The 24,179-nt window shown below is 73.1% G+C and carries 26 protein-coding genes; 9 read left to right on the top strand and 17 right to left on the bottom strand.

Translation table 11 applies throughout. From position 1 onward, the window contains the following. Nucleotides 1–4: 4 nt before the first annotated feature. From FHU28_RS05340 to FHU28_RS05325, 4 genes are all read right to left on the bottom strand, one after another. Nucleotides 5–514: a hypothetical protein gene (locus FHU28_RS05340; RefSeq protein WP_184681452.1), complete on the bottom strand. Its 510-nt coding sequence runs from the start codon at nt 512–514 to the stop codon at nt 5–7. Nucleotides 515–593: 79 nt separating this feature from the next. Further along, the gene (locus tag FHU28_RS05335; RefSeq protein ID WP_184681450.1) at nt 594–1,880 is read right to left on the bottom strand and encodes an MFS transporter; all 1,287 of its coding nucleotides are present in this window, start codon (nt 1,878–1,880) and stop codon (nt 594–596) included. Nucleotides 1,881–1,948: 68 nt separating this feature from the next. Then, the gene (locus tag FHU28_RS05330; protein WP_184681447.1) at nt 1,949–2,398 is read right to left on the bottom strand and encodes a MarR family winged helix-turn-helix transcriptional regulator; all 450 of its coding nucleotides are present in this window, start codon (nt 2,396–2,398) and stop codon (nt 1,949–1,951) included. Nucleotides 2,399–2,459: 61 nt separating this feature from the next. Continuing rightward, nucleotides 2,460–3,941, bottom strand: a complete 1,482-nt coding sequence (locus tag FHU28_RS05325) for an NCS2 family permease (protein WP_184681445.1) — start codon at nt 3,939–3,941, stop codon at nt 2,460–2,462. Between the two features lie 92 nt (nt 3,942–4,033). Here FHU28_RS05325 and FHU28_RS05320 point away from each other — a divergent pair, with 92 nt between their 5' ends. Continuing rightward, entirely contained in the window at nt 4,034–4,297 is a 264-nt protein-coding gene (locus FHU28_RS05320) for a DUF2530 domain-containing protein (protein ID WP_030503567.1), read from the top strand. A gap of 4 nt (nt 4,298–4,301) precedes the next feature. Here FHU28_RS05320 and FHU28_RS05315 read toward each other — a convergent pair whose 3' ends face one another. Then, nucleotides 4,302–5,141, bottom strand: coding sequence for a DUF3027 domain-containing protein (locus FHU28_RS05315; protein ID WP_184681443.1), 840 nt, complete (start codon nt 5,139–5,141; stop codon nt 4,302–4,304). Between the two features lie 87 nt (nt 5,142–5,228). Here FHU28_RS05315 and FHU28_RS05310 point away from each other — a divergent pair, with 87 nt between their 5' ends. Together FHU28_RS05310 and FHU28_RS05305 are read left to right on the top strand one after the other, a co-directional pair. Then, nucleotides 5,229–6,842: an MFS transporter gene (locus FHU28_RS05310; RefSeq protein WP_184681441.1), complete on the top strand. Its 1,614-nt coding sequence runs from the start codon at nt 5,229–5,231 to the stop codon at nt 6,840–6,842. Then, a complete protein-coding gene (locus FHU28_RS05305) occupies nt 6,839–7,495 on the top strand; it encodes a futalosine hydrolase (protein WP_184681439.1) in 657 nt (218 codons plus the stop codon). Before FHU28_RS05310 ends, FHU28_RS05305 begins: the two co-directional genes overlap by 4 nt. 56 nt (nt 7,496–7,551) lie before the next feature. On the opposite strand, the gene FHU28_RS05300 is transcribed toward FHU28_RS05305, so the two are convergent. Then, nucleotides 7,552–8,535 carry an NAD(P)-dependent alcohol dehydrogenase gene (locus tag FHU28_RS05300; RefSeq protein WP_184681437.1) on the bottom strand — a complete coding sequence of 328 codons (984 nt, stop codon included), beginning with the start codon at nt 8,533–8,535 and terminating at the stop codon, nt 7,552–7,554. Between the two features lie 116 nt (nt 8,536–8,651). Here FHU28_RS05300 and FHU28_RS05295 point away from each other — a divergent pair, with 116 nt between their 5' ends. Beyond that, nucleotides 8,652–9,362, top strand: a complete 711-nt coding sequence (locus tag FHU28_RS05295; RefSeq protein ID WP_184681435.1) for a TetR/AcrR family transcriptional regulator — start codon at nt 8,652–8,654, stop codon at nt 9,360–9,362. 34 nt (nt 9,363–9,396) lie between these two features. Beyond that, complete coding sequence (locus tag FHU28_RS05290) at nt 9,397–10,227, top strand: 1,4-dihydroxy-6-naphtoate synthase (protein ID WP_073826067.1); 831 nt, start codon at nt 9,397–9,399, stop codon at nt 10,225–10,227. Here FHU28_RS05290 and FHU28_RS05285 read toward each other — a convergent pair. Continuing rightward, on the bottom strand, nt 10,188–10,574 hold the full coding sequence (locus FHU28_RS05285) for a cold-shock protein (RefSeq protein WP_073826071.1): 387 nt from the start codon (nt 10,572–10,574) through the stop codon (nt 10,188–10,190). The two genes, FHU28_RS05290 and FHU28_RS05285, sit on opposite strands and share 40 nt — an antisense overlap. 28 nt (nt 10,575–10,602) lie before the next feature. Continuing rightward, complete coding sequence (locus FHU28_RS05280; protein ID WP_184681433.1) at nt 10,603–11,226, bottom strand: HAD family hydrolase; 624 nt, start codon at nt 11,224–11,226, stop codon at nt 10,603–10,605. A 37-nt stretch (nt 11,227–11,263) separates the two neighbouring features. Between FHU28_RS05280 and FHU28_RS05275 the strand changes: the two genes are divergently transcribed. Next, complete coding sequence (locus FHU28_RS05275; protein ID WP_184681431.1) at nt 11,264–13,726, top strand: helicase-associated domain-containing protein; 2,463 nt, start codon at nt 11,264–11,266, stop codon at nt 13,724–13,726. A gap of 4 nt (nt 13,727–13,730) precedes the next feature. On the opposite strand, the gene FHU28_RS05270 is transcribed toward FHU28_RS05275, so the two are convergent. After that, nucleotides 13,731–13,967 carry a hypothetical protein gene (locus FHU28_RS05270; protein WP_184681429.1) on the bottom strand — a complete coding sequence of 79 codons (237 nt, stop codon included), beginning with the start codon at nt 13,965–13,967 and terminating at the stop codon, nt 13,731–13,733. Nucleotides 13,968–14,089: 122 nt separating this feature from the next. Continuing rightward, nucleotides 14,090–14,965 (bottom strand): L,D-transpeptidase family protein, encoded by an 876-nt coding sequence (locus FHU28_RS05265; RefSeq protein ID WP_184681426.1) that lies wholly within the window; start codon nt 14,963–14,965, stop codon nt 14,090–14,092. A gap of 195 nt (nt 14,966–15,160) precedes the next feature. Between FHU28_RS05265 and FHU28_RS05260 the strand changes: the two genes are divergently transcribed. Beyond that, nucleotides 15,161–16,840, top strand: a complete 1,680-nt coding sequence (locus tag FHU28_RS05260; protein ID WP_184681424.1) for a DNA repair helicase XPB — start codon at nt 15,161–15,163, stop codon at nt 16,838–16,840. Between the two features lie 49 nt (nt 16,841–16,889). Here the strand turns inward: FHU28_RS05260 and FHU28_RS05255 are convergent, their stop codons facing one another. From FHU28_RS05255 to FHU28_RS05235, 5 genes are all read right to left on the bottom strand, one after another. Then, entirely contained in the window at nt 16,890–17,843 is a 954-nt protein-coding gene (locus FHU28_RS05255; RefSeq protein WP_184681422.1) for a zinc metalloprotease, read from the bottom strand. Nucleotides 17,844–17,935: 92 nt separating this feature from the next. Continuing rightward, entirely contained in the window at nt 17,936–18,259 is a 324-nt protein-coding gene (locus FHU28_RS05250) for a hypothetical protein (protein WP_184681420.1), read from the bottom strand. Then, on the bottom strand, nt 18,252–19,109 hold the full coding sequence (locus FHU28_RS05245) for a GNAT family N-acetyltransferase (protein ID WP_184681418.1): 858 nt from the start codon (nt 19,107–19,109) through the stop codon (nt 18,252–18,254). The genes FHU28_RS05250 and FHU28_RS05245 overlap by 8 nt, the downstream gene beginning before the upstream one ends. A gap of 316 nt (nt 19,110–19,425) precedes the next feature. Further along, nucleotides 19,426–20,124: a TIGR03089 family protein gene (locus tag FHU28_RS05240; protein ID WP_184681410.1), complete on the bottom strand. Its 699-nt coding sequence runs from the start codon at nt 20,122–20,124 to the stop codon at nt 19,426–19,428. A gap of 27 nt (nt 20,125–20,151) precedes the next feature. Then, nucleotides 20,152–20,730: a TetR/AcrR family transcriptional regulator gene (locus tag FHU28_RS05235; protein ID WP_184681407.1), complete on the bottom strand. Its 579-nt coding sequence runs from the start codon at nt 20,728–20,730 to the stop codon at nt 20,152–20,154. 88 nt (nt 20,731–20,818) lie between these two features. Here FHU28_RS05235 and FHU28_RS05230 point away from each other — a divergent pair, with 88 nt between their 5' ends. Both FHU28_RS05230 and FHU28_RS05225 read left to right on the top strand, forming a co-directional pair. Then, nucleotides 20,819–21,193, top strand: coding sequence for a DUF4267 domain-containing protein (locus FHU28_RS05230; protein ID WP_184681404.1), 375 nt, complete (start codon nt 20,819–20,821; stop codon nt 21,191–21,193). Nucleotides 21,194–21,287: 94 nt separating this feature from the next. Beyond that, a complete protein-coding gene (locus FHU28_RS05225) occupies nt 21,288–22,388 on the top strand; it encodes a hypothetical protein (RefSeq protein ID WP_184681401.1) in 1,101 nt (366 codons plus the stop codon). On the opposite strand, the gene ligD (FHU28_RS05220) is transcribed toward FHU28_RS05225, so the two are convergent. Beyond that, nucleotides 22,315–23,229, bottom strand: coding sequence for a non-homologous end-joining DNA ligase (ligD, locus tag FHU28_RS05220; RefSeq protein WP_184681399.1), 915 nt, complete (start codon nt 23,227–23,229; stop codon nt 22,315–22,317). The two genes, FHU28_RS05225 and ligD (FHU28_RS05220), sit on opposite strands and share 74 nt — an antisense overlap. Further along, nucleotides 23,219–24,157 (bottom strand): non-homologous end-joining DNA ligase, encoded by a 939-nt coding sequence (gene ligD, locus FHU28_RS05215; protein WP_184681397.1) that lies wholly within the window; start codon nt 24,155–24,157, stop codon nt 23,219–23,221. Before ligD (FHU28_RS05215) ends, ligD (FHU28_RS05220) begins: the two co-directional genes overlap by 11 nt. Nucleotides 24,158–24,179 lie beyond the last annotated feature (22 nt).

The raw sequence follows: 24,179 nt of genomic DNA, 5'->3' as shown, positions 1-24,179 counted from the left end.
CAGGTCAGCGATGCCGCTGGTGGTGCGCGGCGCGGGCGGCCGGCAACGTCAGCCCGGCGGCGTGCAGCAGCCCTTCGACGCGTACCCGTTCGATCTCCCGGTCGACGCCGTCCAGCTCGGCCAGGTGCTCGACGATGTCGAGCGCCCGGCAGGCGGCGCGCAGCCGTTCGTCGTACGCCTCGATGACCGCGCCGTGCCACACCACGCTGCGGTCGGCGGCGGCGAGCCGGTGGCCGCCGAGGCGGCGCAGGTCGGTGGCGAGCTGGTCCAGCGGCCGTCGGCCGTCCCTGTCGAACTCGGTGAGGTCGATGTCGCGGGTCAGCGCCTCGGCTTCGATGGCCCGGTCGAGCCGGGCGATGGTGCGGCGTTCCCGGCGTTGCTCGCGCCACTCGGCCCACCCGCAGGCGACCCGGTCGATGATCTCGTCGGCGCAGAACAGCAGCGCGAACAGGGCGGGCAGGCAGCACACGGCAAGGATCGCCAGCGCCAGCAGTAGCCCCTGCCCCACGTCCACACATCGACGCTAAGCCCTGCCGCACCGGCCCGCCACCCGTTTGGGTAATCGGACCGGTACGGCCGGCCAGGGGACGGGACTACTTGGCTCCGGGTGACACCACGTAGAAGCGGGGCATGGGCAGCACCCGCATGCGCAGCCGGGCGCCGGAGCGGCGCAGCTGCCAGGTGAGCGCCAGCAGCGCGGCGGTGAGCGAGATCAGACCGCCGGCCCAGATGCTCGCGCCCGCGCCGTACGTCTCGGCGACCCAGCCGATCAGCGGCGCGCCGACCGGGTTGGTGCCCAGGAACACCAGCACCCACAGCGCCATCACCCGTCCCCGGAAGGAGGCGTCGACACCGAGCTGTACACGCTGGTTGGCGGCCTGGGCGAAGTAGATCATGAAGAACCCGGCGGGCAGCAGCAGCGTCACGACCAGCCAGTACGCCGGGGCGAGCCCGACGAGCGTGCCGAAGACCGCGCAGCCGATCGCGGCGCCGAGCACGAGCCAGACCGAGGGCCGGCTGCGCCGTCCGGTGCCGGCCAGCGCCCCGACCAGCGCGCCGGCCGCGAGGGCGGTGCTGAACAGGCCGAACGAGGCGGCGCCGGTGTTGAACACGGTCTTCGCGAGCGCGGCGAGGGTGAGCTGGAAGTTGAACAGGCTCATCCCGATCACCGACATGAGGACCATCGGCAGCAGGATGTCGGGGCGGCGTGCCACGTACCGGAGGCCGTCGACCACCCGGGCCTGGTCCCGCTCGCCGACCGGCGGCAGGTCCTTGCGGTGCAGCTCGTCGGTACGCATCCGGACCACGTTGACCAGCGGGGCGATCGAGCTGAGCGCGGTGACCAGGAAGACCGGGCCGACGTCGACGGCGGCGATGGCCAGGCCGGCGACGGCGGGGCCGACGATCCGGGCGGAGTTGAACACTGCTGCGTTGAGCGAGAGCGCGTTCGGCAGCAGCGGCATGCCGACCAGCTCGGAGACGAACGCCTGGCGGACCGGCGTCTCGACCGCGTTGGAGACGCCGAGCAGTGCGGCGAACGTGAAGACGTGCCAGAGCTGCACCAGGCCGGTGAGGACCAGGACGCTCATGGCCAGCGCGAGCACGGTCCAGAACACGTTGGCGACGAAGAGCAGCATCCGCTTGTCGTAGCGGTCGGCGAGTCGTCCGGACAGCAGCGTGAGCAGGAGTACGGGCGTGAACTGCAACGCGGTGACCACGCCGAGCGCGGTCGCCGAGTTGTCGCTGAGCTCGAGCACGAGCCAGTCCTGGGCGATGAACATCATCCAGACGCCGATCAGTTTGATCAGCTGTCCGGTGGCGAAGAGTCGGTAGTTGCGGACCCCTAGGGACTGGAACATCGTGCTCAATTTGGCCTGCACTCTAGGTGCGCCTCCTTGCGTCGGTACGCTTCATCCACAGCTGACGAAGCGAACCGCGGGCGGCGGTGTCAGGCGCGAGCGATGCCTTGGAGGATGTCCGCGGCGCGCCGTAGCGTTTCGCGTTCGTCCTCGGTGAGATCGGCCAGCCGGCTGGCCAGCCACTCGTTGCGGGCCCGCTCGAACTGGTCGAGCACGGCCCGTCCCCCTTCGGTAGCCGCCAGGATGACCTGCCGTCCGTCGGTCGGGTGGGGGGTGCGTTGCACGAGGCCCCGCTCCTCCAGCTTCGCGACGATCTTCGTCATCGTGGGCGGCTGCACCCGTTCGACATCGGCAAGTTCCCGTGGTGTGAGGGCGCCCGCCAGTTTGAGGCTGGTGAGCGCCGACAGCTGGGTGACCGTGAGGTCGCCGACCGGCCGGGCCTGTCGGACCCGCCGGTTGAGTCGGGTGATCGCATCTCGCAGCTGAGGGGCCAGCTGCGCCGGTGGCACGCGTTTCGCCGTCACCGTCCGCTCCGTCACACTCGTTAGCTTAACTAATGAGCCTGGCTAACGACATGCGTTATGACCAGGCTCACCAGCGTCAGAGCAACACGGACTCGACCGGCCCGCGCAGGAAGTACACGATGAACAGCACGGCGACCCCGTACAGGAGCGGGTGGACCTCCCGGGCCTTACCCTTCGCCACCTTCAGCAGCACGAAGCTGATCACGCCGGCCCCGATGCCGTTGGAGATCGAATAGGTGAACGGCATCAGCGCGATGGTGAGGAACGCCGGGATGGCGATCTCGTAGTCGGTCCAGTCGATCGTGCGGACCGCCGTCATCATCAGGAAGCCGACCACCACCAGGGCCGTCGACGCGGCCTCGAACGGCACGATCAACGACAGCGGCGCGAGGAACATGGCCAGCAGGAACAGGGCACCGGTGACCAGGTTGGCCACGCCGGTCCGGGCGCCCTCCGCGACACCTGCGGCGCTCTCGATGTACGACGTGTTGCTGGACACCGAGGCGGCGCCACCCGCGGCAGCGGCGATCGAGTCGACGAGCAGGATCTCCTTGGCCTTCGGCGGGGTGCCCGTCTCGTCGAGCATGTCCCCTTCCTGGCCGATCGCGACCATCGTGCCCATGGTGTCGAAGAAGTCCGTGATCAGCAGCGTGAAGATGAACATCAGCGGCACCAGCCAGCCGACCCGGCTCCACGAGTTGAGCACGTTGAACTGGCCCAGCAACGACAGGTCGGGCAGGTCCACGATCTGCTTGGGCAACTCGGGCACGTTCAGCGACCAGCCCTTCGGGTTCGGCTTGCCGTCGACGAAGGACGGGCCGACGTTGGCGATCGCCTCGACCACGATGGCCAGCACGGTGGAGGCGAGGATGCCGATCAGGATCGCGCCCCGGACCCGGCGTACCACAAGGACCAGGGTGATCAGCAGGCCGACCACGAAGACCAGCATCGGCCAGCTGACGATCTTGCCGTTGATGCCCAGCCCGACCGGCACGGTGGAGCCCGCCGCGTCCGGCACGCGCCGGACGAATCCGGCGTCGACCAGGCCGATGATCGTCAGGAACAGACCGATGCCGACGCCGATCGCGGTCTTGAGCTGCGTCGGCACCGACCGGAACACCGCGGTACGCAGCCCGGTGAGCACCAGGATGCCGATCAGCACACCCTCGATGACCACCAGACCCATCGCGTCCGCCCAGGTCATCTGCGGCGCGATCTCGTAGGCGACGAGCGCGTTCACGCCCAGGCCGGCCGCGAGCGCGATCGGGAACCGGGCCACCACACCCATCAGGATGGTCATCAGACCGGCGACCAGCGCGGTCGCCGCGGCGAGCGCCGGAATGGCCAGCGAACGGCCGTCGCCGTCCTTCCCGCTGCCGAGGATCAGCGGGTTCAACACCACGATGTACGCCATCGTGAAGAACGTGGCGAAACCGCCCCGGAGCTCCCGGCTCAGCGTGGACCCACGCTCCGAGATCAAGAAGAAGCGGTCGAAGCCGTTACGTGGATGCGCGGGATCGGGCGGAGTGCCGTGATCCGGCGGCGGCGCAATGGACATGGTTCCTCATCTGGTAATCGGCCGGGTTTTGTCGCGCGCATCGTCCCAGATCACCTGGCGGGCAGGGAAGAACGATCACGTAGGCTGGGCCGGTGTCACAGGAGCAACAGCCGCGGCCGGAGCCGCTCGACCCGCCGATGGTGCCGTTCGCCGTCGCCGGGCTGATCGCCTGGGCGGTGGCCGGCCTGGTGCTACTGATCTTCTTCCGGGACTGGCTCACCGAGTCCGGGCGTCAGAACTGGCTCTGGACCTGCCTGGCCGGTTTTCTGTGGGGCTTTCCCGGCCTGGCGGTGATGATGCGGCACGACGCCAACCGGCGCCGCCGGCGCGCGGCCGCCGCGCAGCGCCCCCGCTGACCGGTCAGGGGTGGCCGTACGGCTCCGCCGGCTCGGCCGCCTCGACCGAGCCGAGGGCCCGGCTGACCGTCATGGCCTCGACCGCGCTGTCGTCGTAGATGGTGGGCAGCTCCTCGACGGGCGTCTCGGGCGTCTCCACCATCGTCTCCGAGTGCGCGCCGCACCCGTGGTCGGCGCTGACCACCCGGCCGTCGTCGGGCGCGTAGAAGTTGCCGCACGCGCCGAAGGCAAGGCGCAGCGCGCCGGCCAGCGGCAGGTAGAAGCCGCACGTGCCGCAACGGGCGGCGGCCGGCGCGGCCACCGAGATCGCGGCGTCCGGGCCGTGGTCACCGTCGTACCAGCGCTGGGCGGCCTCGGCACGCCCCTCCCGGGAAAGCACCCGGGCCCGGCCCAGTCCCAGCTCCCAGGCGATCTCCTCGACCGCCGGGTCGTCGGAGAGCAGGTAGCCGGGGGTCAGCCGCTCGTCGTCGGCGGGGGTGGGCAGCAGGTCGCCCGGGCCCAGGTCACCCGGCTTGAGCCGCTCCTGCCAGGGCAGCCAGCCCGGGGCGAGCAGCGCGTCCGGGCCGGGCAGCAGCACCGTCTCGCAGATGGTGACGTGCCGGCTGCGCGGCACCCGGGTCACCGTGACGGCCCAGCGCCAGCCGCGGTAACCGGCCATCCGGCATTCGAAGTAATGGGTGACGATCCGGTCGCCCTCGGCGACGGCCTGGAGATGGTCACCGATGTCTGTCGGCTCCACCTCGGTGATGGCGTCGCGGGCCACCTCGACGGCGGCGGCGCAGACCTGGTCGAGCCGGGGAGCGCGGGCGGAGGCGGGCCTGGTCACCCGACCATTGTTCCCCATGCCCGTCCACGGGTGACAGGCACTCCCCGGAGTCGTTCTCCACGGGTGATGCGGCGCGCGTGGATCGAATGGGCGAGGATGGGACGCATGGCGCTGTCCTCCCGCTCCGGCCGCTCCTTCCTGGGGCGGACCGTCGGCACCGGCATCCGCGCCACCCGGCTGCTGTTGCGCGGGTCTCTGCACGGCGGGCGCTGGATGACCCGTCGCGCCGGCACCGCCCGGGCCCGCAGCGCCGGCAACGAGGTGGGCATGGTCCGGCTGTTCGACCTGCACGCCCTCTCCTGCGCCGGTGACACGCTCATCGCCATCGGCCTGGCCGGGACGATCTTCTTCGACGTGCCGCTGGGCGAGGCGCGCAACAAGGTCGCCCTCTACCTGCTGGTGACCATGGTCCCGTTCGCCATGCTCGCCCCGGTGGTCGGCCCGCTGCTCGACCACTTCCGCCACGGCCGGCGGTACGCGCTTGCCACCACCATGCTCGGCCGCGCGTTCCTGGCCTGGTTGATCTCCGACTACATCGGCGGCTTCGGGCTCTACCCGGCGGCGTTCGGCGTGCTCGCGCTCTCCCGGGCGTACGGCGTGGCCCGCTCGGCGGCGGTCCCCCGGCTGCTGCCCGAGGGCCTCGGGCTGTCCCAGGTCGGGGCGCGGGCGAGCGTCTACGGCACGGTGGCGGGCGCGCTCGTCGCGCCGATCGGGCTGGCCGCGTTCTGGTTCGGGCCGCAGTGGCCGCTGCGGGTCGCCTCGGTGATCTTCCTGATCGGCATGGTGATCTCACTCCGGCTGCCGCCGAAGGCCGACTCCGAGCCGCCGGAGCGGATGCCGCACCCGCTGCGCGCGATGCGCCGCCGTGACGGCGAGCGCCCGCTGGGCCGGGGCCGCCCGGCCGGCCGCCTGGTGATCGCCACGCTGATCGGCGCGGCGGCGCTGCGCGGGCTCTACGGCTTCCTGCTGCTCTTCCTGGCCTTCGCCATCAAGGCCGGTGACCTGACCACCGACTTCTTCGGCCGTGACCTCGGCGCCCAGGGCGCGCTGGGCCTGGTCGGCGGCTCGCTGGCCGTCGGCACGTTCCTGGCCACCGCGATCGGCACCCGGCTGCGCATCCACCGGCCGACAGCGCTCCAGTCCAGCGGCACGATAGTGGTGGCCGGCGTGGCGGTGCTCGCCGCGCTGAAGTTCTCCCTGCCCATGGTGGCGCTGCTCTGCCTGGTGGCGGCGATGATGAGCGGGATCGCCAAGCTGACAGTGGACGCCTCGATCCAGGAACGCATCCCGGAGCGGCTGCGGGCCAGCTCGTTCGCGCACTCGGAGACCGCGCTGATGCTCGCGTTCGTGGCCGGGGGCGGGCTCGGGCTGGTGCCGTTCACCGGGCTGATCGGCGTGACCGTCGCCGCCGCGGTGGCCGCGCTGGTGGCCGTACGCGGGGTGCTGGTCGCCGGCAAGCTGCGCGGCGAGCACCTGGTCGGCCGGCCGCTCGGCGACGAGGAACTGGCGGCGGAGCAGGCCACCCGGGCCGAGGAACCGGCCACCACCTCGTTCGACGACCCGGCCCCGACGTCACCGGCGCCCCAGCGGCCCGGCCCGCCGGACGACGACGGTCTCGCGCCGCCCGGCTTCCACATCTACCGGCCCTCCTCGTCGGTGGGCGGTCCCGGCGGGGTCGAGGACACCGAGCGGCGCGACCCCCGAGGGCCGGTGGCGTGAGCGGGCTGCTCGTGGTCACGGCGGTACCCGCCGAGGCCGAGGCGATCCGTGCCGGCCTCACCGCACCGGACGAGACGGTGACAGTGGTGCCGGTCGGCGTCGGCCCGGCTGTCGCCGCTGCCGCCACGGCACGGCTGCTGGCGCTGGCCGAGGCCGCCGGGCGGCCGTACCGGGCGGTGGTCAGCGCGGGCATCGCCGGTGGGTTCGCCGGCCGGGTCGCCGTCGGCGGCACGGTGCTGGCCGACCGCAGTGTCGCCGCCGACCTGGGTGCCGAGTCGCCGGGCGGGTTCATCCCGGTGGAGGATCTGGGCATGCCCCCCGAGCTGCTGGGCGGCGGCCGGACCGTGCCCGCCGACCCGGGCCTGCTGGCTGGGCTGCGGGCCGCCCTGCCGGGGGCGACGGTCGGCACGGTGCTGACGGTGAGCACGGTGACCGGCACCGCCGCGAGTACCGCGGCCCTCGCCGAACGGCACCCGGACGCGGTGGCCGAGGCCATGGAGGGGTACGGCGTGGCGGTCGCCGCCGCCCAGGCCGGCGTGCGCTTCGCCGAGCTGCGTACGGTCTCCAACCCGATCGGCCCGCGCGACCGGAGCGCGTGGCGCATGCGCGAGGCGTTCGCCGCGCTCACCGTCGCCGCTGCCGCCCTCCACTGATCTTGTCCACCTGTGGACAACCCTGTGGACAACTCGCCGGGCTGGGGATGACGACCTCAGATCGTGATGACGACCTTCGCCCGCGCGTGCTCCGCTTCGAGGTACCGGATGGCGTCGGGCACCTCGTGCAGTGGATAGGTGCGGTCGATGACCGCCGCGAGACGGCCGGCCTCGGCGTGCTCGCGGAGCACGTCCAGGTGCGGCCGGCCGGGTGAGGTGGCGAGCGCGACGATGCGCTGCCGGACGAAGGGCGCCGTCAGCCGTCCGCGGGCGAGCAGCCCGACCGGTCCGATGAGGCTGCCACCGCGGTAGACGCCGCCGCCGGAGAGCACGAGCGTGCCGTCCGGCGTCAGCGCGCGCCGCAGCGCGCGCAGTGAACGGTTGCCGACCAGGTCGAACACCACGTCGTGTCGCTCCCCGGCGCGGGTGAAGTCCGCCCGGGTGTAGTGGACGACGTGGTCGGCGCCGAGCGAGCGGACCAGGTCGGCGTTGCGGGTGCTGCACACGCCGGTCACCGTCGCGCCGAGCGCCTTGGCCAGCTGGACGGCGAGCGTGCCGACGCCGCCGGACGCCCCGTTGATCAGGACTCGGTGGCCGGGCCGGACCTGCCCGGCGTCGCGCAGCCCCTGGAGCGCGGTGACGCCGGCCAGCGGCAGCGCGGCGGCCTGCTCCGGCGTCAGGTTCGCCGGCCGCGTCGCGACCAGGCGTTCGGGTACGCACACGTACTCGGCGAACGCGCCGTCGGCCTCGCCGAGGTCGGCGAAGACGGCGTCACCGGGGCGTACCTGCCGCACCTGGGCGCCGACGGCCTCGACCCGGCCGGCGACGTCGCGGCCACGGATGCGCGCCCGGGGCCGCCCGAGGCCGAGCGCCAGCCGCGACAGCCGGGGGTCGCCGCGCATGACGTGCCAGTCGTACGCGTTGAGCGCTGCCGCCTCGACCCGGACCAGCACCTCGTCGGCGGCGGGCACGGGCGTGTCGACGTCGGCGAGCGTGAGTGTCTCGGGCGGGCCGTACCGGTCCTGGACGATCGCTCTCATGGTCCCGCTCCCTCCCAGGTGTACGGCGTACACCTCGATGGGACCAGGCTAGGTGTACGCCGTACACCAGTCAAGGCGGATACTGTGACAACCGCCCCCGGGAAGGCGAGGAACACATGCCGAAGCAGGCGGAGAAGGTGCGCCGGGCACCGCTGAGCAGGGACCGGATCCTGCGCGCCGCCGTCGCGCTCGCCGACGAGACAGGCATCGAGTCGCTCAGCATGCGCAACCTCGCGCAGGACCTGGGCGTCGTGCCGATGGCGCTCTACAAGCACGTGGCCAACAAGGACGAACTGGTCGACGGCATGATCGACGTCGTGGTCGCGGAGATCGACCCGCCCGAGGCCGGCGACTGGAAGCACGCGATCCGGCGGCGCATCCTCTCCGCACGACAGGTGCTGCTGCGCCACCCCTGGGCGGCGCTGGCGATCGAGTCCCGCAACACTGCGACGCCGGCCGTGCTCGCGTACCTGGACTCGACGGTCGAGGCGTTGCGGGCCGGTGGGTTCTCCACCGACCTCGCCCACCACGTGATGCATGCCATGGGCAGCCGTGTCCTGGGCTTCAGCCAGGAGCTGTTCGACACCAGCCGGCAGGCCGGCCGGTCCGGCGCGACAGTGCCCGAGCCGCCCGCCGACCTGCCGCCGGAGATGGCCGCCCGGTTCCCCAACCTCGCGGCGATCGCCACCGCGGCGTCGCACGACGGCGACTCGGTCGTCGGGCCGGGCTGCGACGACCAGTTCGAGTTCGAGTTCGCGCTGGACCTGCTGCTCGACGGCATCGAACGGCTGCACCGGGACGGCTGGACGTCACACCGGACGCTGTGACGGGCCGCCCGGCCCCCGGGGTTACGGTGGGGACGTGGCGCTCTCCCTGGCGATCTCCCCCTGCCCCAACGACACGTTCGTCTTCGACGCCCTGGTGCACGGCCGGGTGCCCGGCGCGCCGCCGGTCGAGGTGACCTACGCGGACGTGGACGTCACGAACACGGCCGCCGAGCGAGGGGCGTTCGACCTGGTGAAGGTCAGCTACGCGGCGCTGCCGTGGCTGCTCGACGACTACCACCTGCTGCCCTGCGGCGGCGCGCTCGGCCGGGGCTGCGGCCCGCTGGTGCTGACCCGGGGCGACCGGACCGACCTGTCCGGGGCGACGGTGGCGGTGCCCGGCGAGCGGACCACCGCGTACCTGCTGTTCCGGCTCTGGGCGGCCGGCCAGGCCCCGGCGCGCATCGAGGTGGTGCCGTTCCACGAGATCATGCCGGGCGTCGCCGCCGGCCGGTACGACGCGGGCCTGGTCATCCACGAGGCGCGCTTCACCTACCCGCGACACGGGCTGACCGCGCTGGTCGACCTCGGCGAGTGGTGGGAGGGCGACACCGGGCTGCCGATCCCGCTGGGCGCGATCCTGGCCCGCCGCGGCGCTGTCGACCCGGTCGAGGCCGCCGCGTGGATCCGCGAGTCGGTACGCCAGGCGTGGGCCGACCCGGAGGCCAGCCGCGAGTACGTCCTCGCGCACGCGCAGGAGATGGAGCCCGACGTGGTGGACCGGCACATCGGCCTCTACGTCAACGAGTTCACCGCCGACCTGGGTGAGGCCGGCTTCGCCGCCGTGGAGGCGCTGCTGGGCCGGGCCGCCGACGCCGGGCTCGTGCCTCAGACCTCCAGCTCGCGCGCCACCGCGTGGACCAGCTGAGCGATCTTCTGGGCGGCCTTGCGGTCCGGGAAGCGACCCCGGCGCAGGTCCGGCTGGACCTTCGCCTCCAGCACCTTGATCATGTCTTCCACCAGGCCGTGCAGCTCCTCGGCCGGCCGGCGGCGCAGCTCCGCCACGGACGGCGGCGCCTCCAGCAGCTTGACTCCCATGGCCTGGGCGCCCCGCCGGCTGTCGACCACGCTGAAATCGACCCGCTGGCCCCCCTTCAGGTCGGCGACACCCGCCGGTAGCGCGCCCTTCGGCAGGAACACGTCGCCGCCCTCGTCACTGGTGACGAACCCGTACCCCTTGGCGGCGTCGTACCACTTCACTCGACCCGTTGGCACCTGTTGAACCCCGCTCCACTCGAACCGTCTACCCCTCCAAGGCTAGCCCGATGATCCGGTCCAGCGCCCTCGGGAATTCGACGAGATCATCAAGCACCAGGTACGCCCCGGCCTCGGTCAGTTCGGCGGCCGAGCAGGGACCGGTCGCCACTGCCACGCCTGGGATTCCCGCAGCCCGCGCGGCGGCCATGTCGGCCACGTGATCACCCACGTACAGCGTCGCGCCGTGCTCGCGCAACGCGACCGCCTTCTGCTCGGCGAACACGTCCCCGGCCAGCTCGTCCACCGGCAGCCCGAGGTGGTCCAGGTGCAGCTTCGCCAACCGGCCGATCTTCGCGGTCACCACCATCGTCCGGCCGCCGCGCGCCTGCACCGCGCGCAACGCGGCCTCCGCACCCGGCATCGGCACCGTCGGGGTGATCGCGTACGCCGGATACAGCTCCCGGTAGACCGTCACCGCCTCCTCCACGCGCTCCGCCGGGAACCAGTGCGCCAGCTCGGTGCGCAGCGGCGGGCCCAGCCGCGAGACCGCCAGATCCCCGTCCACGTGCACGCCGGTCCGCGCGGTGAGCGCCCGGAACGCGGCGGCGATCCCGGGGCGGGAGTCGACCAGTGTCATGTCGAGGTCGAAGCCGACCATCAGCGGAGGCATGCCGAGAACCTACCCAGCGGGCTAGCGTGGTACGACGATGACCACCTCACTCGCCGACCACCTGCGGGCCCTCCCCGACGAGTCCCTCGCCGCGCTGCTCCAGCTGCGGCCGGACCTCGTCGTGCCGGTGCCGGCCGACGTGTCCGCCCTCGCCCTGCGCGCCCAGTCCCGGGTCTCCGTGGCCCGGGCGCTCGACGGGCTGGACCAGTTCACCCTCCAGATCCTCGACGCCGCCCGCCTCACCCGCGGCCCCGAGGGCGCCACCTCCACCGACCAGATCCTCGCCATGGCCACCGCCGGACCGCAGCCCCCCGCACCCACGGCGGTCCGCGCCGCCGTCGACCGGCTCCGGGCCCGGTTCCTGCTGTACGGCCCCGAGCACGACCTGTGCGTGGCCGGCGGCATCGACGAGGTGTCCCCGTACCCGGCAGGGCTGGGCCGGCCGGCGGCGGAGCTGGACCCGCGCGTGGCGGCCCTCTGCGCGGACCCGGCGAAGCTGCGGCGGACGCTGCTGTCCGCGCCGCCCTCGGCCCGCGCGGTCCTGGACCGGCTCGCCGCCGGGCCGCCGGTCGGCACTGTCGCACCGGGCGCGCTGGAGGCGCCCGCCACCGGCGCCGAGGACGTGCTCCCGCCGGACCTGGTCAACGGCGGCGCGCCGACCGGCTCCCCGATCCGCTGGCTGGTCGAGCACCGGCTGCTGGTACGGATGTCCGGCGGCCGCAACGGCACCGTCGAGCTGCCCCGCGAGGTGGGGCTGGTGCTGCGCCGCGACGCCGGTCCGCTCGGCCCGCTGCGCACCAGCCCGCCGGCGGCCTCCGGCCCGCCCCGCGAGGTCAAGTCCGTCGACTCGGCCGGGGCCGGGCAGACGATGGAGGTGGTCCGGCACACCGAGGCGCTGCTGGAGGCGCTGATCGTGGAGCCGGCCCCGGTCCTGCGCTCCGGCGGCGTCGGCGTACGCGACCTGCGCCGGCTCGCCCGTGGCCTCGGGCTGGACGAGACGACCACCGCGCTGCTGTTCGAGGTGGCGTACGCGGCCGGGCTGACCGGTGAGCTGGAGCTTTCCGGCGCGGCCACCACCCGCTACGGCGGCGACCAGCAGATCCTGCCCACCGGCGGGTACGAGGTGTGGCGCGCGGCGTCGCTGGCCCAGCGCTGGGAGCAGCTCGCCCGCGCCTGGATGTCGATGCCCCGCCAGGCCGGCCTGATCGGGCAGCGCGACGACCGGGACCGGCCCATCTCGGTGCTCTCCGCCGAGGCGGAACGAGCCGGAGCGCCGGCCGCCCGGCGCGCGGTGCTCGCCGTGCTCGCCGACCTGCCGGCCGGCACCGCGCCCACCCCCGACGAGGTGCTGGAACTGCTGGACTGGCGCGCGCCCCGGCGGGCCCGTGGGCGGGAGGCGGCGCACCGGGAGGTGCTGGCCGAGGCGGCCGCGCTGGGCGTGACCGGGCTCGGCGCGCTGACCACGTACGGGCGGCTGCTGCTCGCCGAGCTGACCGACGCCGACGAACGCGGCGACGACCCGCTCGGGCTGCGCTCCGACGCCGAGTCGGGCGACCCGTCGACCACCGTCCGCGCGCTGGACGGGCTGCTGCCCGCCCCGGTCGACCACGTGCTGGTGCAGGCCGACCTGACAGTAGTGGTGCCCGGCCCGCCCGACCCGGCGCTCGCCGCCGAACTGGACGTGGTGGCCGAGCACGAGTCGGCGGGCGGGGCGAGCGTGCACCGGGTCACCACGGGGAGCATCCGGCGGGCGCTGGACGCCGGCTACACCGCCGAGGACCTGCACGCGTTGTTCCGCCGCCGGTCGCGTACCCCGGTGCCGCAGGGCCTGACCTACCTGGTCGACGATGTGGCCCGCAAGCACGGCGGGCTGCGCGTCGGCTCGGCCGGCGGGTACGTGCGCAGCGACGACGAGGCGCTGCTCAGTGAGGTGCAGGCCGACCGGCGCCTGGAGCCGCTGGCGTTCCGCCGGCTCGCCCCGACAGTGCTTGTGACGCCGTACCAGGTCAACCGGATGCTCACCGCGTTGCGCGACGCCGGGTACGCCCCGGTGCCCGAGGACGCCAGCGGAGCGACTGTGCTGGCCCGGCCGAAGACCCGGCGGGCGCCCGCCCGTACCGGGGTCGGCCGCACTGTGGACCCGCTCGCCACGCCGAAGCTGCCCATGCCCCGCCTGCTCGGCGTGGTGGAGCAGATCCGCCGGGGCGACGCGGCGGCCCGGGCGGCGCGGCGGGCCCCGGCGGTGGTCCGGGGCGGCGCGGGCACGGGCGGTCCCGCGCCGGTGCCCGGTCACGGCGACGCGCTGGCGGTGCTCCAGCAGGCGGTACGGGACAAGGCGCTGGTCTGGGTCGGCTACGTCGACGCGCACGGCGCGACCGCGTCCCGGCTGGTCCGGCCGGTGTCGATCGGCGCCGGCTACCTGCGCGCCGAGGACGACCGGACGGAGATGCTGCACACGTTCGCGCTGCACCGGATCACCGCGGCGGTGCTGGAGGAGTGAGGGGTCAGTCCCCGTTGCGGCGCAGCGTGCCCACTACCGACACGGCCAGCAGCAACGCGAACGCCGCCCCGGCCGACTCGCCGACCGAGTCGACGAAGCCCTGCTGCTGCACCAGCAGCCCGAACAGGAACCAGCCGAACACCCCGACGGCGGCGGCCGCGTAGCCGAACAGGACCGCGGTGGGCACCTCCTGCTGCTGCGTCCGCTCCTCGTCGGGAAGCACGTCCTGGTCAACGGTCATGGCAGTCCCTCCCCGCCCCGGCATGGACCCGGCTTCCAGAGTGGCACCTGCCGGACCGGGCGGACAGGGGTTAAAACCCTGATCCGGGCGGTCCGGTCACGGGTGGGGACGGCCGGGGCGGCTCAGGTGCCGGGGCGGCGGCCGATCACGACCACGCGGGTGCCGACCGAACCCAGCTCCCACAGGCGTACCGCGTCGCGGTGCAGCAGGTTGACGCAGCCGTGTGAGCCGATCGCGCCGTTGTGCAGGTACGTGGTGGTCTCGTGGAAGCCGATCCCGCCGTTGAACTGCTGCCAGTACGGCAGCCACACCTCGTACGGGTTGGACCACTCGCGCGGGTTCTTCCGGCCCACCGAGTACGTGCCGGCCGGGGTGGCGTAGCCGGACATGCCGGTGCGGGTGACGGTCGGGCCCATCACCACGGTGCCGCCGCGCATCGCCCAGACCGTCTGCCGGGTCAGGTCGACGCAGAAGGTGAGCCGGGAACCGGCCTTGCACCGCGCGGTGTCGGTGGCGGCCAGCCGCTTCGCCACGTCGTACGTGGTGGGGCCGGCGCGGCCCGAGGACGGGCTGATGCCGTACCGGATCTGGAACTTCTTGATCGCCGCGCAGTCGGCGGCGGACTGCTCGCCGTCCACGGTCAGCGTCCCGAAGCCGCCCAGCCGCGTCAGGTACGTCTCCACGGCCCGCTGGTGCTCCCCCTGCGGGCATCCGGCGGACGCGCTCGGCTTCGGCTTGGGCTTCGTCGTCTTCGTCGCCTCCGGCGATCGGGAGGGTTTCGGCGAGGCCGTCCGGCTCGGCTGCGCCGACGGGGACGTGACCGGCTGCTCCGGCGTGGGCGACGCGCTCGCCCCCGATGCTCCCTCCGTCAGCCCGACCGGGCCGGGGGTGCTCCCCCCGGCGCCGTCCGCCTGCGGATCGAGCGCGCAGGCGCCGACACCGACCAGCACGACCACCGCCAGGGCGGTGACCCGGGCGAGAAACCGGACACGCTGCATGGGCCCTCCCTGGACAGTTGTCCCGCTTGCTAGACGTGTGGGACGAGTATGACGTTGCCTGTCCAGCCGGACTTTTTTGCGGGGCCCTCCGGCGTGCAACACTGGTTGGTCGGCCTCCGGCAGGTCAGCCGGGGTGCGGCGGGTGCGGCGGGGTTCCGGGCAGCGGGGTTCCGAGCGATGCGAGAGGACGCTGGCGTGAGCGGTGGACCACTGATCGTGCAGTCGGACAAGACGCTGCTGCTGGAGATCGATCACCCCGACGCGCAGGCGTGCCGGATGGCGATCGCGCCCTTCGCCGAGCTGGAACGCTCCCCCGAGCACGTGCACACGTACCGGCTCACGCCGCTGGGCCTGTGGAACGCCCGGGCTGCCGGCCACGACGCCGAGGGCGTGGTCGACTCGCTGATCAAGTACTCCCGCTACCCGGTGCCGCACGGGCTGCTCGTCGACGTGGCCGAGACGATGGACCGGTACGGCCGGCTCCAGCTCGCCAACGACCCGGTGCACGGCCTGGTGCTGCGCGCGCTGGACCGGGTGGTGCTGATCGAGGTCGCCAAGAGCAAGAAGCTCGCCGGCATGCTCGGCGCGAAGCTGGACGACGACACCATCGCGGTGCACCCGTCCGAGCGGGGGCGGCTCAAGCAGGCGCTGCTCAAGCTGGGCTGGCCGGCGGAGGACCTGGCCGGGTACGTGGACGGCGAGGCGCACCAGATCGAGCTGGCCGAGTCCGGCAAGGACGGCGGCAAGCCGTGGACGCTGCGGTCGTACCAGCGGGAGGCGGTCGAGGCGTTCTGGGCCGGCGGCTCCGGCGTGGTGGTGCTGCCCTGCGGCGCCGGCAAGACGCTCGTCGGGGCGGCGGCCATGGCCGAGGCGAAGGCGACCACGCTGATCCTGGTCACCAACACGGTGGCGGGACGCCAGTGGAAGCGGGAGCTGATCGCCCGCACGTCGCTGACCGAGGAGGAGATCGGCGAGTACTCGGGCGAGCGCAAGGAGATCCGCCCGGTCACCATCGCCACGTACCAGGTGCTCACCTCGCGGCGCGGCGGCGCGTTCACCCACCTGGACCTGTTCGGCGCCCGCGACTGGGGCCTGGTCGTCTACGACGAGGTGCACCTGCTGCCCGCGCCGATCTTCCGCTTCACGGCGGACCTCCAGGCCCGCCGCCGGCTCGGCCTCACCGCGACTCTGGTACGCGAGGACGGCCGGGAGGGCGACGTGTTCAGCCTGATCGGCCCGAAGCGGTACGACGCGCCGTGGAAGGACATCGAGCAGCAGGGCTGGATCGCCCCGGCGGAGTGCACCGAGGTACGGGTGACGCTCACCGACGCCGAGCGGCTGACGTACGCGACGGCGGAAGCCGAGGAGCGCTACCGGATGGCGGCCACCGCCCGCACGAAGCTGCCGGTGGTCCGTGCGCTGGTGGACCGGCACCCCACCGAGCAGGTCCTCGTCATCGGCGGGTTCCTCGACCAGCTGCACCAACTCGGCGAATACCTGGACGCGCCGATCGTGCAGGGCTCCACCACGAACAAGGAACGCGAGCGGCTGTTCGACGCGTTCCGCTCCGGCGAGGTGCGGACCCTGGTCATCTCCAAGGTCGGGAACTTCTCCATCGACCTGCCCGAGGCTGCTGTCGCGATCCAGGTGTCCGGCACGTTCGGCTCCCGGCAGGAGGAGGCGCAGCGGCTGGGCCGGGTGCTGCGCCCGAAGGCCGACGGCCGGCAGGCGCACTTCTACACGGTGGTCTCCCGGGACACCATCGACACCGAGTACGCCGCGCACCGGCAGCGGTTCCTGGCCGAGCAGGGGTACGCGTACACCATCGTGGACGCCGACGACGTGCTCGGGCCGAAGCTGCCGACAGTCGACTGACCGGCGTGCCGGGGCGGGCCGCTGTGGTGCGGCCCGCCCGGCCTCGCGGTCAGCCCTTGCCGCTGGCCCGGAACGCGACCCAGGCGTCGCTCATCCGGTCGGCCTGGCCCGGGGTGAACATGTTCATGCAGGAGTCCTGCGTGTAGTCCATGAAGTTGTGGATCGGGTCGAGCCCCGGCGCGGTGCAGGTGTCCGCCTCGATCGGGCAGTTGAACTGCGGCGCCGCCTCACGCGGCGTGTCCGCCACGAAGTCGCCGGACGCGGAGCAGCCGTGCGCGAACGTGTGCTCCAGCATCAGCCAGTGCCCGACCTCGTGGGTGAGCGTGTCGCCGAGCGCGTACTTGCCGGCCGTGCCGCCCGGCATCGACTCGTCCAGCATCACCACGCCGTCGATGTAGTCGCGGCCGTTGTTGTAGCCCTTCGGGAAGTACGCCCAGCCGAGCAGCCCGCCACCGATGTTCGCCGCGTACACGTTGAGGGTGCGGGAGTCGCCGGTGTAGAGCGCCTTCTTCATGTCCCGCTCGTTCTTGCCCGGCACCACCGTGTACCAGGTGCTGTTGACGGTCCACGTGGTGTCGACCAGCGAGAAGCGGAACGGCGTGTCCGAGGCGTCGGCCGCGGTACGACCCGCGAACGAGTCGTTGAGCACCGTCATCTGCGCCGAGATGAGCGTGTTCCAGCGGGCCTTCTCGGCCGCGCTCAGCTCGTGGTCGGAGATCATGTGGAAGACCGTCGGCACTGTGACGCTGCCGTTGGCGAGGCGCGGCGAGTCCTTGATGACGCCGTACGCCTTGGCCTCGTTGGTCGAGTAGAGCTCGGGCTCCTTGGCGGTGGTGCCCTCGCGTACCCGGGCGGCGCTGTGGCTGTCCGCGCCCGGCTCGCACTCGGCGACCATCGGGGAGGCGGCCACGGGTGCGGGCGTGGCCGAGGCTCCTCCGGCGGTCAGGAAGGTGGCGGCGGCAGCGACGAGCACTGCCAGGTGGATCGTCGGTTTCCTGTGCATCGTTGCACCTTTCGAGAGGCATGAAAGGAGTACCGACGCGGGGTTGTCAAAGCTGCGGATCGATGACGTCGTCGTCCCGACATAAGACCACGTCAATGGGCATCGCCAACAGTCCCCGGCGGACCCGTCGCCGTCATGACGTCGGCGATGGCACGTGCCACGCACTCGTAGTCGCGTACCAGCGGCCCGACCAGCGCACGGTCCGGCTCGAACGCGGCGACCAGTCCGCGTACCACGTCCTGGACGCGCTGGTCCGGGCTGAGGCGCCGCCCCCGGTGCCGGCGGGCGACGCTGCGCCATCGGCGCAGGCCGACGTCGGCGAGCCTGTCCTGGTGCTCAGGCGCGGGCACCGGGCAGCCGTTCTCCCACAGGTCGGCCAGGGCCCGCACGATGGCCGCCCGGGTCGCGTCAGTCATGGAGGTAGCGGGCGCGGCGGCCGAAGTCGCGGAAGCCGAGCCGCCGGTACAGCCCGGCCGCCGGGTTGTCGTCGTTGACGCAGAGCCACGCGGCATCCGCGCCCGCGTCGGCGAGGCCGCGCAGCACGCGCGCCACCAGGTACGCGCCGACCCGCCGCCCGCGCCAGCCCGGCACCACACCGACCTGGTCGATCCAGTTGTCGAGCACGGTGACGAAGCCGGTCGCCTCACCTTCCGGACCGCGCGCGAGCAGCGTCAACTCCGGACGGAAGTCCTCGTCGTCGCGCAGGTCGCCCAGCCACTCGTCGGCCTCCGGCTCCACGAATCCGGGCCGGTCGGCGAACGACGCGCGATAGGTGGCGAACAGCTCCGGCCCCAGCGCGGCAGGCTCCACAGTCACGCCGTCCGGCGCGGCGACCTCGGGCAGCGCGTCGAGGTCGTGCCGCAGCACCCACTCCAGGAACGTCCGCGTGTAGCCGCGCTGGGCGAACAACTCCTCCGCACCCGCGTTCCACGTCTCCGTGGTGACCAGCAGGCCCCCGGCGCCGGCGTGCTTCTCGGCCCAGTCGAGCAGCGCGCCGCCGAGCCCGCGCCCGCGCCACGCCGGGTGCACCAGGCCGGTGGCGGTGGCCGGCGTCCGCCCGGCGCCGACCCCGACGGCCGCGACCAGGTCGCCGCCGGACCACGCACCGTGGGTACGCGTCTGCAGCAGCCGTGCCCGCACCAACGGGGTACGCCCGAACAGCGGCAACCCGCCGTCAGTGGCGAGACACGCCTGCGCCAGGCCGGTCAACGCGGCCAGGTCGTCCTCGCCGAACTCCCGCCACACAAGCGCATCCGTCCCACCCACGCCCACTCCTGTCGCCCCGCCCGACCTCACGGTCCGGCTCACCGAGGCAGTAGGCCCCACCCCCTCCCCCACGGTCAACCGGATTCCCCACCCACCCCGCGGCCACCCGCCGGCCGCAACAGGAGACGAGCGTTTCGCCCACTGGGACTCGCGGAGATCTTGGAAGGAAAGGGCCCACATGAGAGCCCACATGAGGGCCGTTTGGCTCCAAGATCTCTTTGTGGATCGACGCGAACGCCAGGAACGCCGTTGATCATGCAGTTACGGCCCCGGCAAGTGCCGCAAAAGCGGCATCCGAGGGGCCGCAACTGCAAGATCAGCGAGGCTGGGAGGCTCGGGTGGCGTGGATCAGGACTGTGGCCCGGGCGGACAGGGGGGCCAGCAGCCACTTCAGGGGCTGCTCGTCCTCGGTGGGGTCGATCACCAGGCGGTCGCCGGGGTGCAGATCGAGCTGGGTGGCGATCTCGGCGGCCAGGCGCCGCCACGCGCCGAAGCTGGTGCCGTCCGCCGTGGCCGGGCCGGACGGGTCGACAGCTGTGTAGTCCGGCGGGTCGGTGGGGTGCCGCAGCACCTCGGCCGACCAGTCCAGCCAGCCCGGCGGTACCTCGGCCAGCGGGCCCGGCCCGGTGCCCACCAGGTAGCGGTGTGTCCCCTCGGGTACGTCCTCCAGCCAGTCGTCGAGGCGTTCCGGGGTCACGAACACCGCGTCGTACGGCCGGTCCGCTCCGGGTTCCAGCACCGGCAGACCGGCCAGCGCGCGGGGTCGGAACGAGACGGACAGGCCCACCGACCAGGCCCCGAGCAGCACTGCCGCGGTACGCCAGTGCGGCGGCAGCAGCACCGCCACCCGGTCGCCGGGGCGCAGTCCGCAACCGTCGCGCAGCAGCCCGGCGCTGCGGGCCGTCCACTCGCCCAGTTGCGGCCCGGTCAGCTCGGTGCGCTCGCCGGTGGCGTCGTCGAGGTAGGTCAGCAGCGGCTCGTCGGTCGCGACGGCGGCGGGTGCGCGGGTGGCCATCGGATGTGCTCCTCCCTGGCGGTCAGCTCACCCTAGCCGGGTGAACCGGTCGACCAGGAGGGCCAGCCGCCGCTCGTGTTCCGCCCGCCGAAGACGGCCGTCGCGCATCAGCGTGACCTGGCCGTGCAGTCCGCTCCAGAACGTCTCGGTGAACGTCTCCAGGTCGTCGTCACCGGCGAACGGGCGCAGCGTCTCGGCCAGTTCGGCGAAGGCCCGGACCAGTTCGACCGGCGTGTCCTGGCTGGCGAAGGAGAGGGCGACGGGAAGTGTGAAGATCGCGTCGTAGAGCGCGGGCCGGCGTTCGGCGAATGCGGCGTACGCCGTGGCGATGCCGGCCACCGCGGCCCGCGGGTCGGTCGCGGCGGCCCGGGCGGCGGCGAGTTCGGCGGCCAGTTCGGCGCAGCCCTCCACGGCGACTGCCGCCATGATGGCGTCCTTGCCCTTGAAGTGGCTGTAGAGGACGGGCTGGCTGTACTCGATCTCGGCGGCCAGGCGGCGGGTGGTGACAGCGTCCCAGCCCTCCGACTCGGCCAGGTCGCGGGCGGCGGTGATGATCGCCCGTTCGCGTTCCGCCCGCTCCCGCTCCCGGCGGGCCCGAATCGACATGCCAGGGACTCTAGCACCGCTAGCCAATCTATCGATGCTCTGCTAGCTTCGCTCCCATCCCTAGCAGTGCTAGAAATCGGGAGCCGAATTGCTCACCCCCATCGCCTACGGGCTCGCCATCGTCCTCAGCCTGTTCATCGTCCTGATCGGCGCACGCTTTCTGCTGGCTCCCCGAGCCGCCGCCGCCGGCTACGGCGTCCCGGCTACGGAGGGCACCGGAGATCCCGCGTACCTCACCGTCAAAGGGCTACGTGACCTCACCTACGGCCTGGTCGGCCTCGCCCTGATCGCCTTCACCAGCGCCGACGCTGTCGCCTGGTTCATGCTTGTCGTCGCGCTCGCGCCGCTGGGCGACACAGTCATCGTGCTGCGGCACGGCGGCTCCCGGGCGACCGCCTTCGGCATCCACTTCGCCACCGCCGTGGTCGTCCTCGTCAGCGCCGCCCTGCTGTTCGCGATCTAGCCGGCCCACCGGTCCGCGGCCGTCGACTTTGGTCGCGGGCCCGGTCGCCCGGCGGCCGTATCGAAGGGCCGGATGGCTGCGGGACGGTGCGGTCATGACTATCGAACCCCCGCCTCGGCGGCTGGTGCCGGCGATCGCGTTGCTGCTGCTCGCCCCGTGGACCGCCGAGTGCTCCTGGGGCGGCTTCACCCTCACCGGCATGCCGTTCGTCGTGCTGGTGCTCGCCCCGATGTACGGCGGGGCCGCGCTGCTGATCCGCGAGACGGCCCGGCGGCTCGGGCTCGGCTGGCCGGGGATCGCGCTGCTCGCCGCCGCGTTCGGCGTGGTCCAGGCCGGCCTGGTCGACCAGTCGCTGTTCAACCCCGGGTTCCTGGACGACACCGAGTTCGCCGACACCCGGGCCGCAGCCGAGGCCAGCCTGGTGCCCGGCCTCGGGTTCAGCGCGCGGCAGGCGGTCGACTACGTCGGCAACCACGTGGTGCTGACCATCTGCGCGCCGATCGCGCTCGTCGAGTCGTACCTCGGTGCGGGCCGCCGGACGCGGCCCTGGCTGGGCCGACCAGGGCTGACCGTGGCGACGCTGCTCTGGCTCGGCGGCAGCCTGCTGGTGTTCGCCGACGACGGTGGCCGCAAGAACTTCCTGGCCTCGCCGACCCAGTTGGCGTTCGCCACCGGCGTGGCGCTGGCCCTGATCACCGCCGCCCTGCTCCGCCGCCGGCACGCCGGGCCATCACCCGTCGCGCCAACGCCCGGGCCGACGCGCGCCGGGCCACCGCACGCCGGCCGACCGCACGCCGAAGCCGGCCCGCCCCGGCCGGTCTGGCCCGCGCTGGTCGTGGTGGTGGCGTACCGGGGGTCCACTGTCGCCCCGGGCTGGCCGGGAGTCACGCTCGCCCTCGCGCTCGCCACTGTCGCCGCCGTCCTGCTGACGCGCTGGTCCCGGCGACCCGGCTGGGAGCAGCCGCACGTGCTCGCCACCGGCGCGGCCGGCCTGGTCGTCGCGGCCGCGCTCGCGTACACAGTGCCGACCTATGCCCCGGCGAGCCCGGCGGCGGCGCTGGTGGGTGACGTGGCGATCAGCGTGATCGTGCTGCTGCTGGTCGGCGGCGCGTGGTGGCGGGTCAGCCGGTCGGCAGCTCGGGACCGCCGTCGAGCAGCGGCGCCAGCAGGTCGCCCTGCTTCTCCACCCGCTTGAGCACCTCCCCGGCCGTGTAGGGCCGCGCCGACGGCCGCTTCCCGGCCGCGCCGGCCTCCACCTCGCCCCAGGTCAGCGGCGTCGACACGGCCGGCACCGACTGGGCCCGCAGCGAGTACGGCGCCACTGTCGTCTTCGCCGCGTTGTTCTGACTCCAGTCGATGAAGACCTTGCCGGGACGCAGGTTCTTCGCCATCTTCGACACGATCAGCTTCGGGTGTGCCTTCTCCAGTTCCTGCGCGATCCGCTTGGCGTAGTCGGAGACGAGTTCGGCGTCCTGCGTGCCGGCGATCGGGCAGCAGAGCTGCATGCCCTTCTTCCCCGACGTCTTCGGGAACGCCTCGATGCCGTCGGAAGCCAGCCGGTCGCGCATCAGCAGGGCCACCTGGCAGCACTGCTTGAGCGCGGCCGGGGCGCCCGGGTCCAGGTCGACCACCATCATGTCCGGGTGCGCGCCGACCTTCCACTGCGGAGTGTGCAGCTCCAGCGCGGCCAGGTTGGCCAGCCACACGAGCGTGGGCAGCTCGTCGCAGACCACGTAGTCGATGGTCTCCCGCCCTTTGCTCGACCCGGGGGCGGGCAGGTTCTCGGTGCGTACCCAGCCGGGGGTCGCGGCGGGCGCGTTCTTCTCGAAGAACGAGCCGCCGTCGACGCCGTTGGGGAACCGGATCCGGGTCAGCGCGCGGTCGCGCAGGTGCGGCAGCAGCACCGGGGCGATCCGGGTGTAGTAGTCGATGACCTCGCCCTTGGTGAAGCCGGCCTGCGGGAACAGCACCTTGTCCAGGTTGGACAGCTCCAGCGAACGCCCCTCGACCTCGACCTTGAGCCGGTCAGCCGGCATCGTCGACCTCCTCGGGCGGCTTGTCCGGGCGCAGGCGCAGGATGCGCGGGAAGCGCAGCCGGCCGTCCGGCGTGCGCTGGCCGTACTTGACCTCCACCACGACCCGGGGACTTACCCAGATCGCGCCGCGGGCATCCTCGCGCGGCACCCCGGCGGCGAACGGCGACGCGGTGGCCCGCAGCGGCTCCAACTCCCGCAGCAGTTCCCGTTCGATCGCCGCGCCGATCCCGCCGCCGACCCGCCCCCGGTAGATCAGCCGCCCGTCCGGGCCGGGCACGCCGACCAGCAGGCCGCCGACGCGGCGCGCGCCGGGCCGCCAGCCTCCGACCACGAAGTCGCCGGTGACCTCCAGCTTGACCTTCACCCAGTCCGGGGAGCGCACGCCGGGCCGGTAGAGCGAGTCGACCCGCTTGGCCATCACCCCTTCCAGCCCGTGCTCGCCCGCCGCCGCGTAGGTGGCCGGCCCGTCGCCGAAGACCGGCGGCACCGCCCATCGGGCGGCGCCGAGCCCGAGCGCCTCCAGCGCCGCCCGCCGCTCCCGCCACGGCCGGGCGGTCAGGTCCTCGCCGTCGAGCCGCAACAGGTCGAAGATCATGTACGTGACGGGTACGGTCGCCGCCAGCCGCGCCGCCTTGGCCGGGTTGCGGACGTGCATCCGCTCGGCGAGCGCGGTGAACGAGGGCTGCCCGTCGGTGAAGAGCACCACCTCGCCGTCGAGCAGCGCGTCGCCGACCTGCTCGGCCAGGTTGAGCAGTTCCGGGTACGCGGTGGTGATCTCGACGCCGGAGCGGGCGTAGAAGTGCCGGTCGCCGCGCGAGATGTCGGCGAGCGCACGCACCCCGTCCCACTTGAACTCGTACGCCCAGGCGGCGCCGGCCGGGAGCTGCCCGGTCGTCGCGAGCATCGGCTTCAACGGCGCGCCGGGCACGTTCCGACTGTAGTTGGGTGCG

It is taken from the genome of Micromonospora echinospora (genome assembly GCF_014203425.1).
GTDB classification, from domain to species: Bacteria; Actinomycetota; Actinomycetes; order Mycobacteriales; family Micromonosporaceae; genus Micromonospora; species Micromonospora echinospora_A.
This window is presented reverse-complemented; position numbering and strand designations above follow the sequence as displayed.

Excerpts from the sequence above, each read along its gene's own strand:
- FHU28_RS05325 (WP_184681445.1), bottom strand. The coding sequence starts at position 3,941 with ATGTCCATTGCGCCGCCGCCGGATCACGGCACTCCGCCCGATCCCGCG.
- FHU28_RS05255 (WP_184681422.1), bottom strand. The coding sequence starts at position 17,843 with ATGCACAGGAAACCGACGATCCACCTGGCAGTGCTCGTCGCTGCCGCC.
- FHU28_RS05275 (WP_184681431.1), top strand. The coding sequence starts at position 11,264 with ATGACCACCTCACTCGCCGACCACCTGCGGGCCCTCCCCGACGAGTCC.
- FHU28_RS05295 (WP_184681435.1), top strand. The coding sequence starts at position 8,652 with ATGCCGAAGCAGGCGGAGAAGGTGCGCCGGGCACCGCTGAGCAGGGAC.
- ligD (WP_184681399.1), bottom strand. The coding sequence starts at position 23,229 with ATGCCGGCTGACCGGCTCAAGGTCGAGGTCGAGGGGCGTTCGCTGGAG.
- FHU28_RS05315 (WP_184681443.1), bottom strand. The coding sequence starts at position 5,141 with ATGGGGAACAATGGTCGGGTGACCAGGCCCGCCTCCGCCCGCGCTCCC.
- FHU28_RS05225 (WP_184681401.1), top strand. The coding sequence starts at position 21,288 with ATGACTATCGAACCCCCGCCTCGGCGGCTGGTGCCGGCGATCGCGTTG.
- FHU28_RS05235 (WP_184681407.1), bottom strand. The coding sequence starts at position 20,730 with ATGTCGATTCGGGCCCGCCGGGAGCGGGAGCGGGCGGAACGCGAACGG.
- FHU28_RS05270 (WP_184681429.1), bottom strand. The coding sequence starts at position 13,967 with ATGACCGTTGACCAGGACGTGCTTCCCGACGAGGAGCGGACGCAGCAG.
- FHU28_RS05300 (WP_184681437.1), bottom strand. The coding sequence starts at position 8,535 with ATGAGAGCGATCGTCCAGGACCGGTACGGCCCGCCCGAGACACTCACG.
- FHU28_RS05240 (WP_184681410.1), bottom strand. The coding sequence starts at position 20,124 with ATGGCCACCCGCGCACCCGCCGCCGTCGCGACCGACGAGCCGCTGCTG.
- FHU28_RS05310 (WP_184681441.1), top strand. The coding sequence starts at position 5,229 with ATGGCGCTGTCCTCCCGCTCCGGCCGCTCCTTCCTGGGGCGGACCGTC.
- FHU28_RS05280 (WP_184681433.1), bottom strand. The coding sequence starts at position 11,226 with ATGCCTCCGCTGATGGTCGGCTTCGACCTCGACATGACACTGGTCGAC.
- FHU28_RS05250 (WP_184681420.1), bottom strand. The coding sequence starts at position 18,259 with ATGACTGACGCGACCCGGGCGGCCATCGTGCGGGCCCTGGCCGACCTG.
- FHU28_RS05265 (WP_184681426.1), bottom strand. The coding sequence starts at position 14,965 with ATGCAGCGTGTCCGGTTTCTCGCCCGGGTCACCGCCCTGGCGGTGGTC.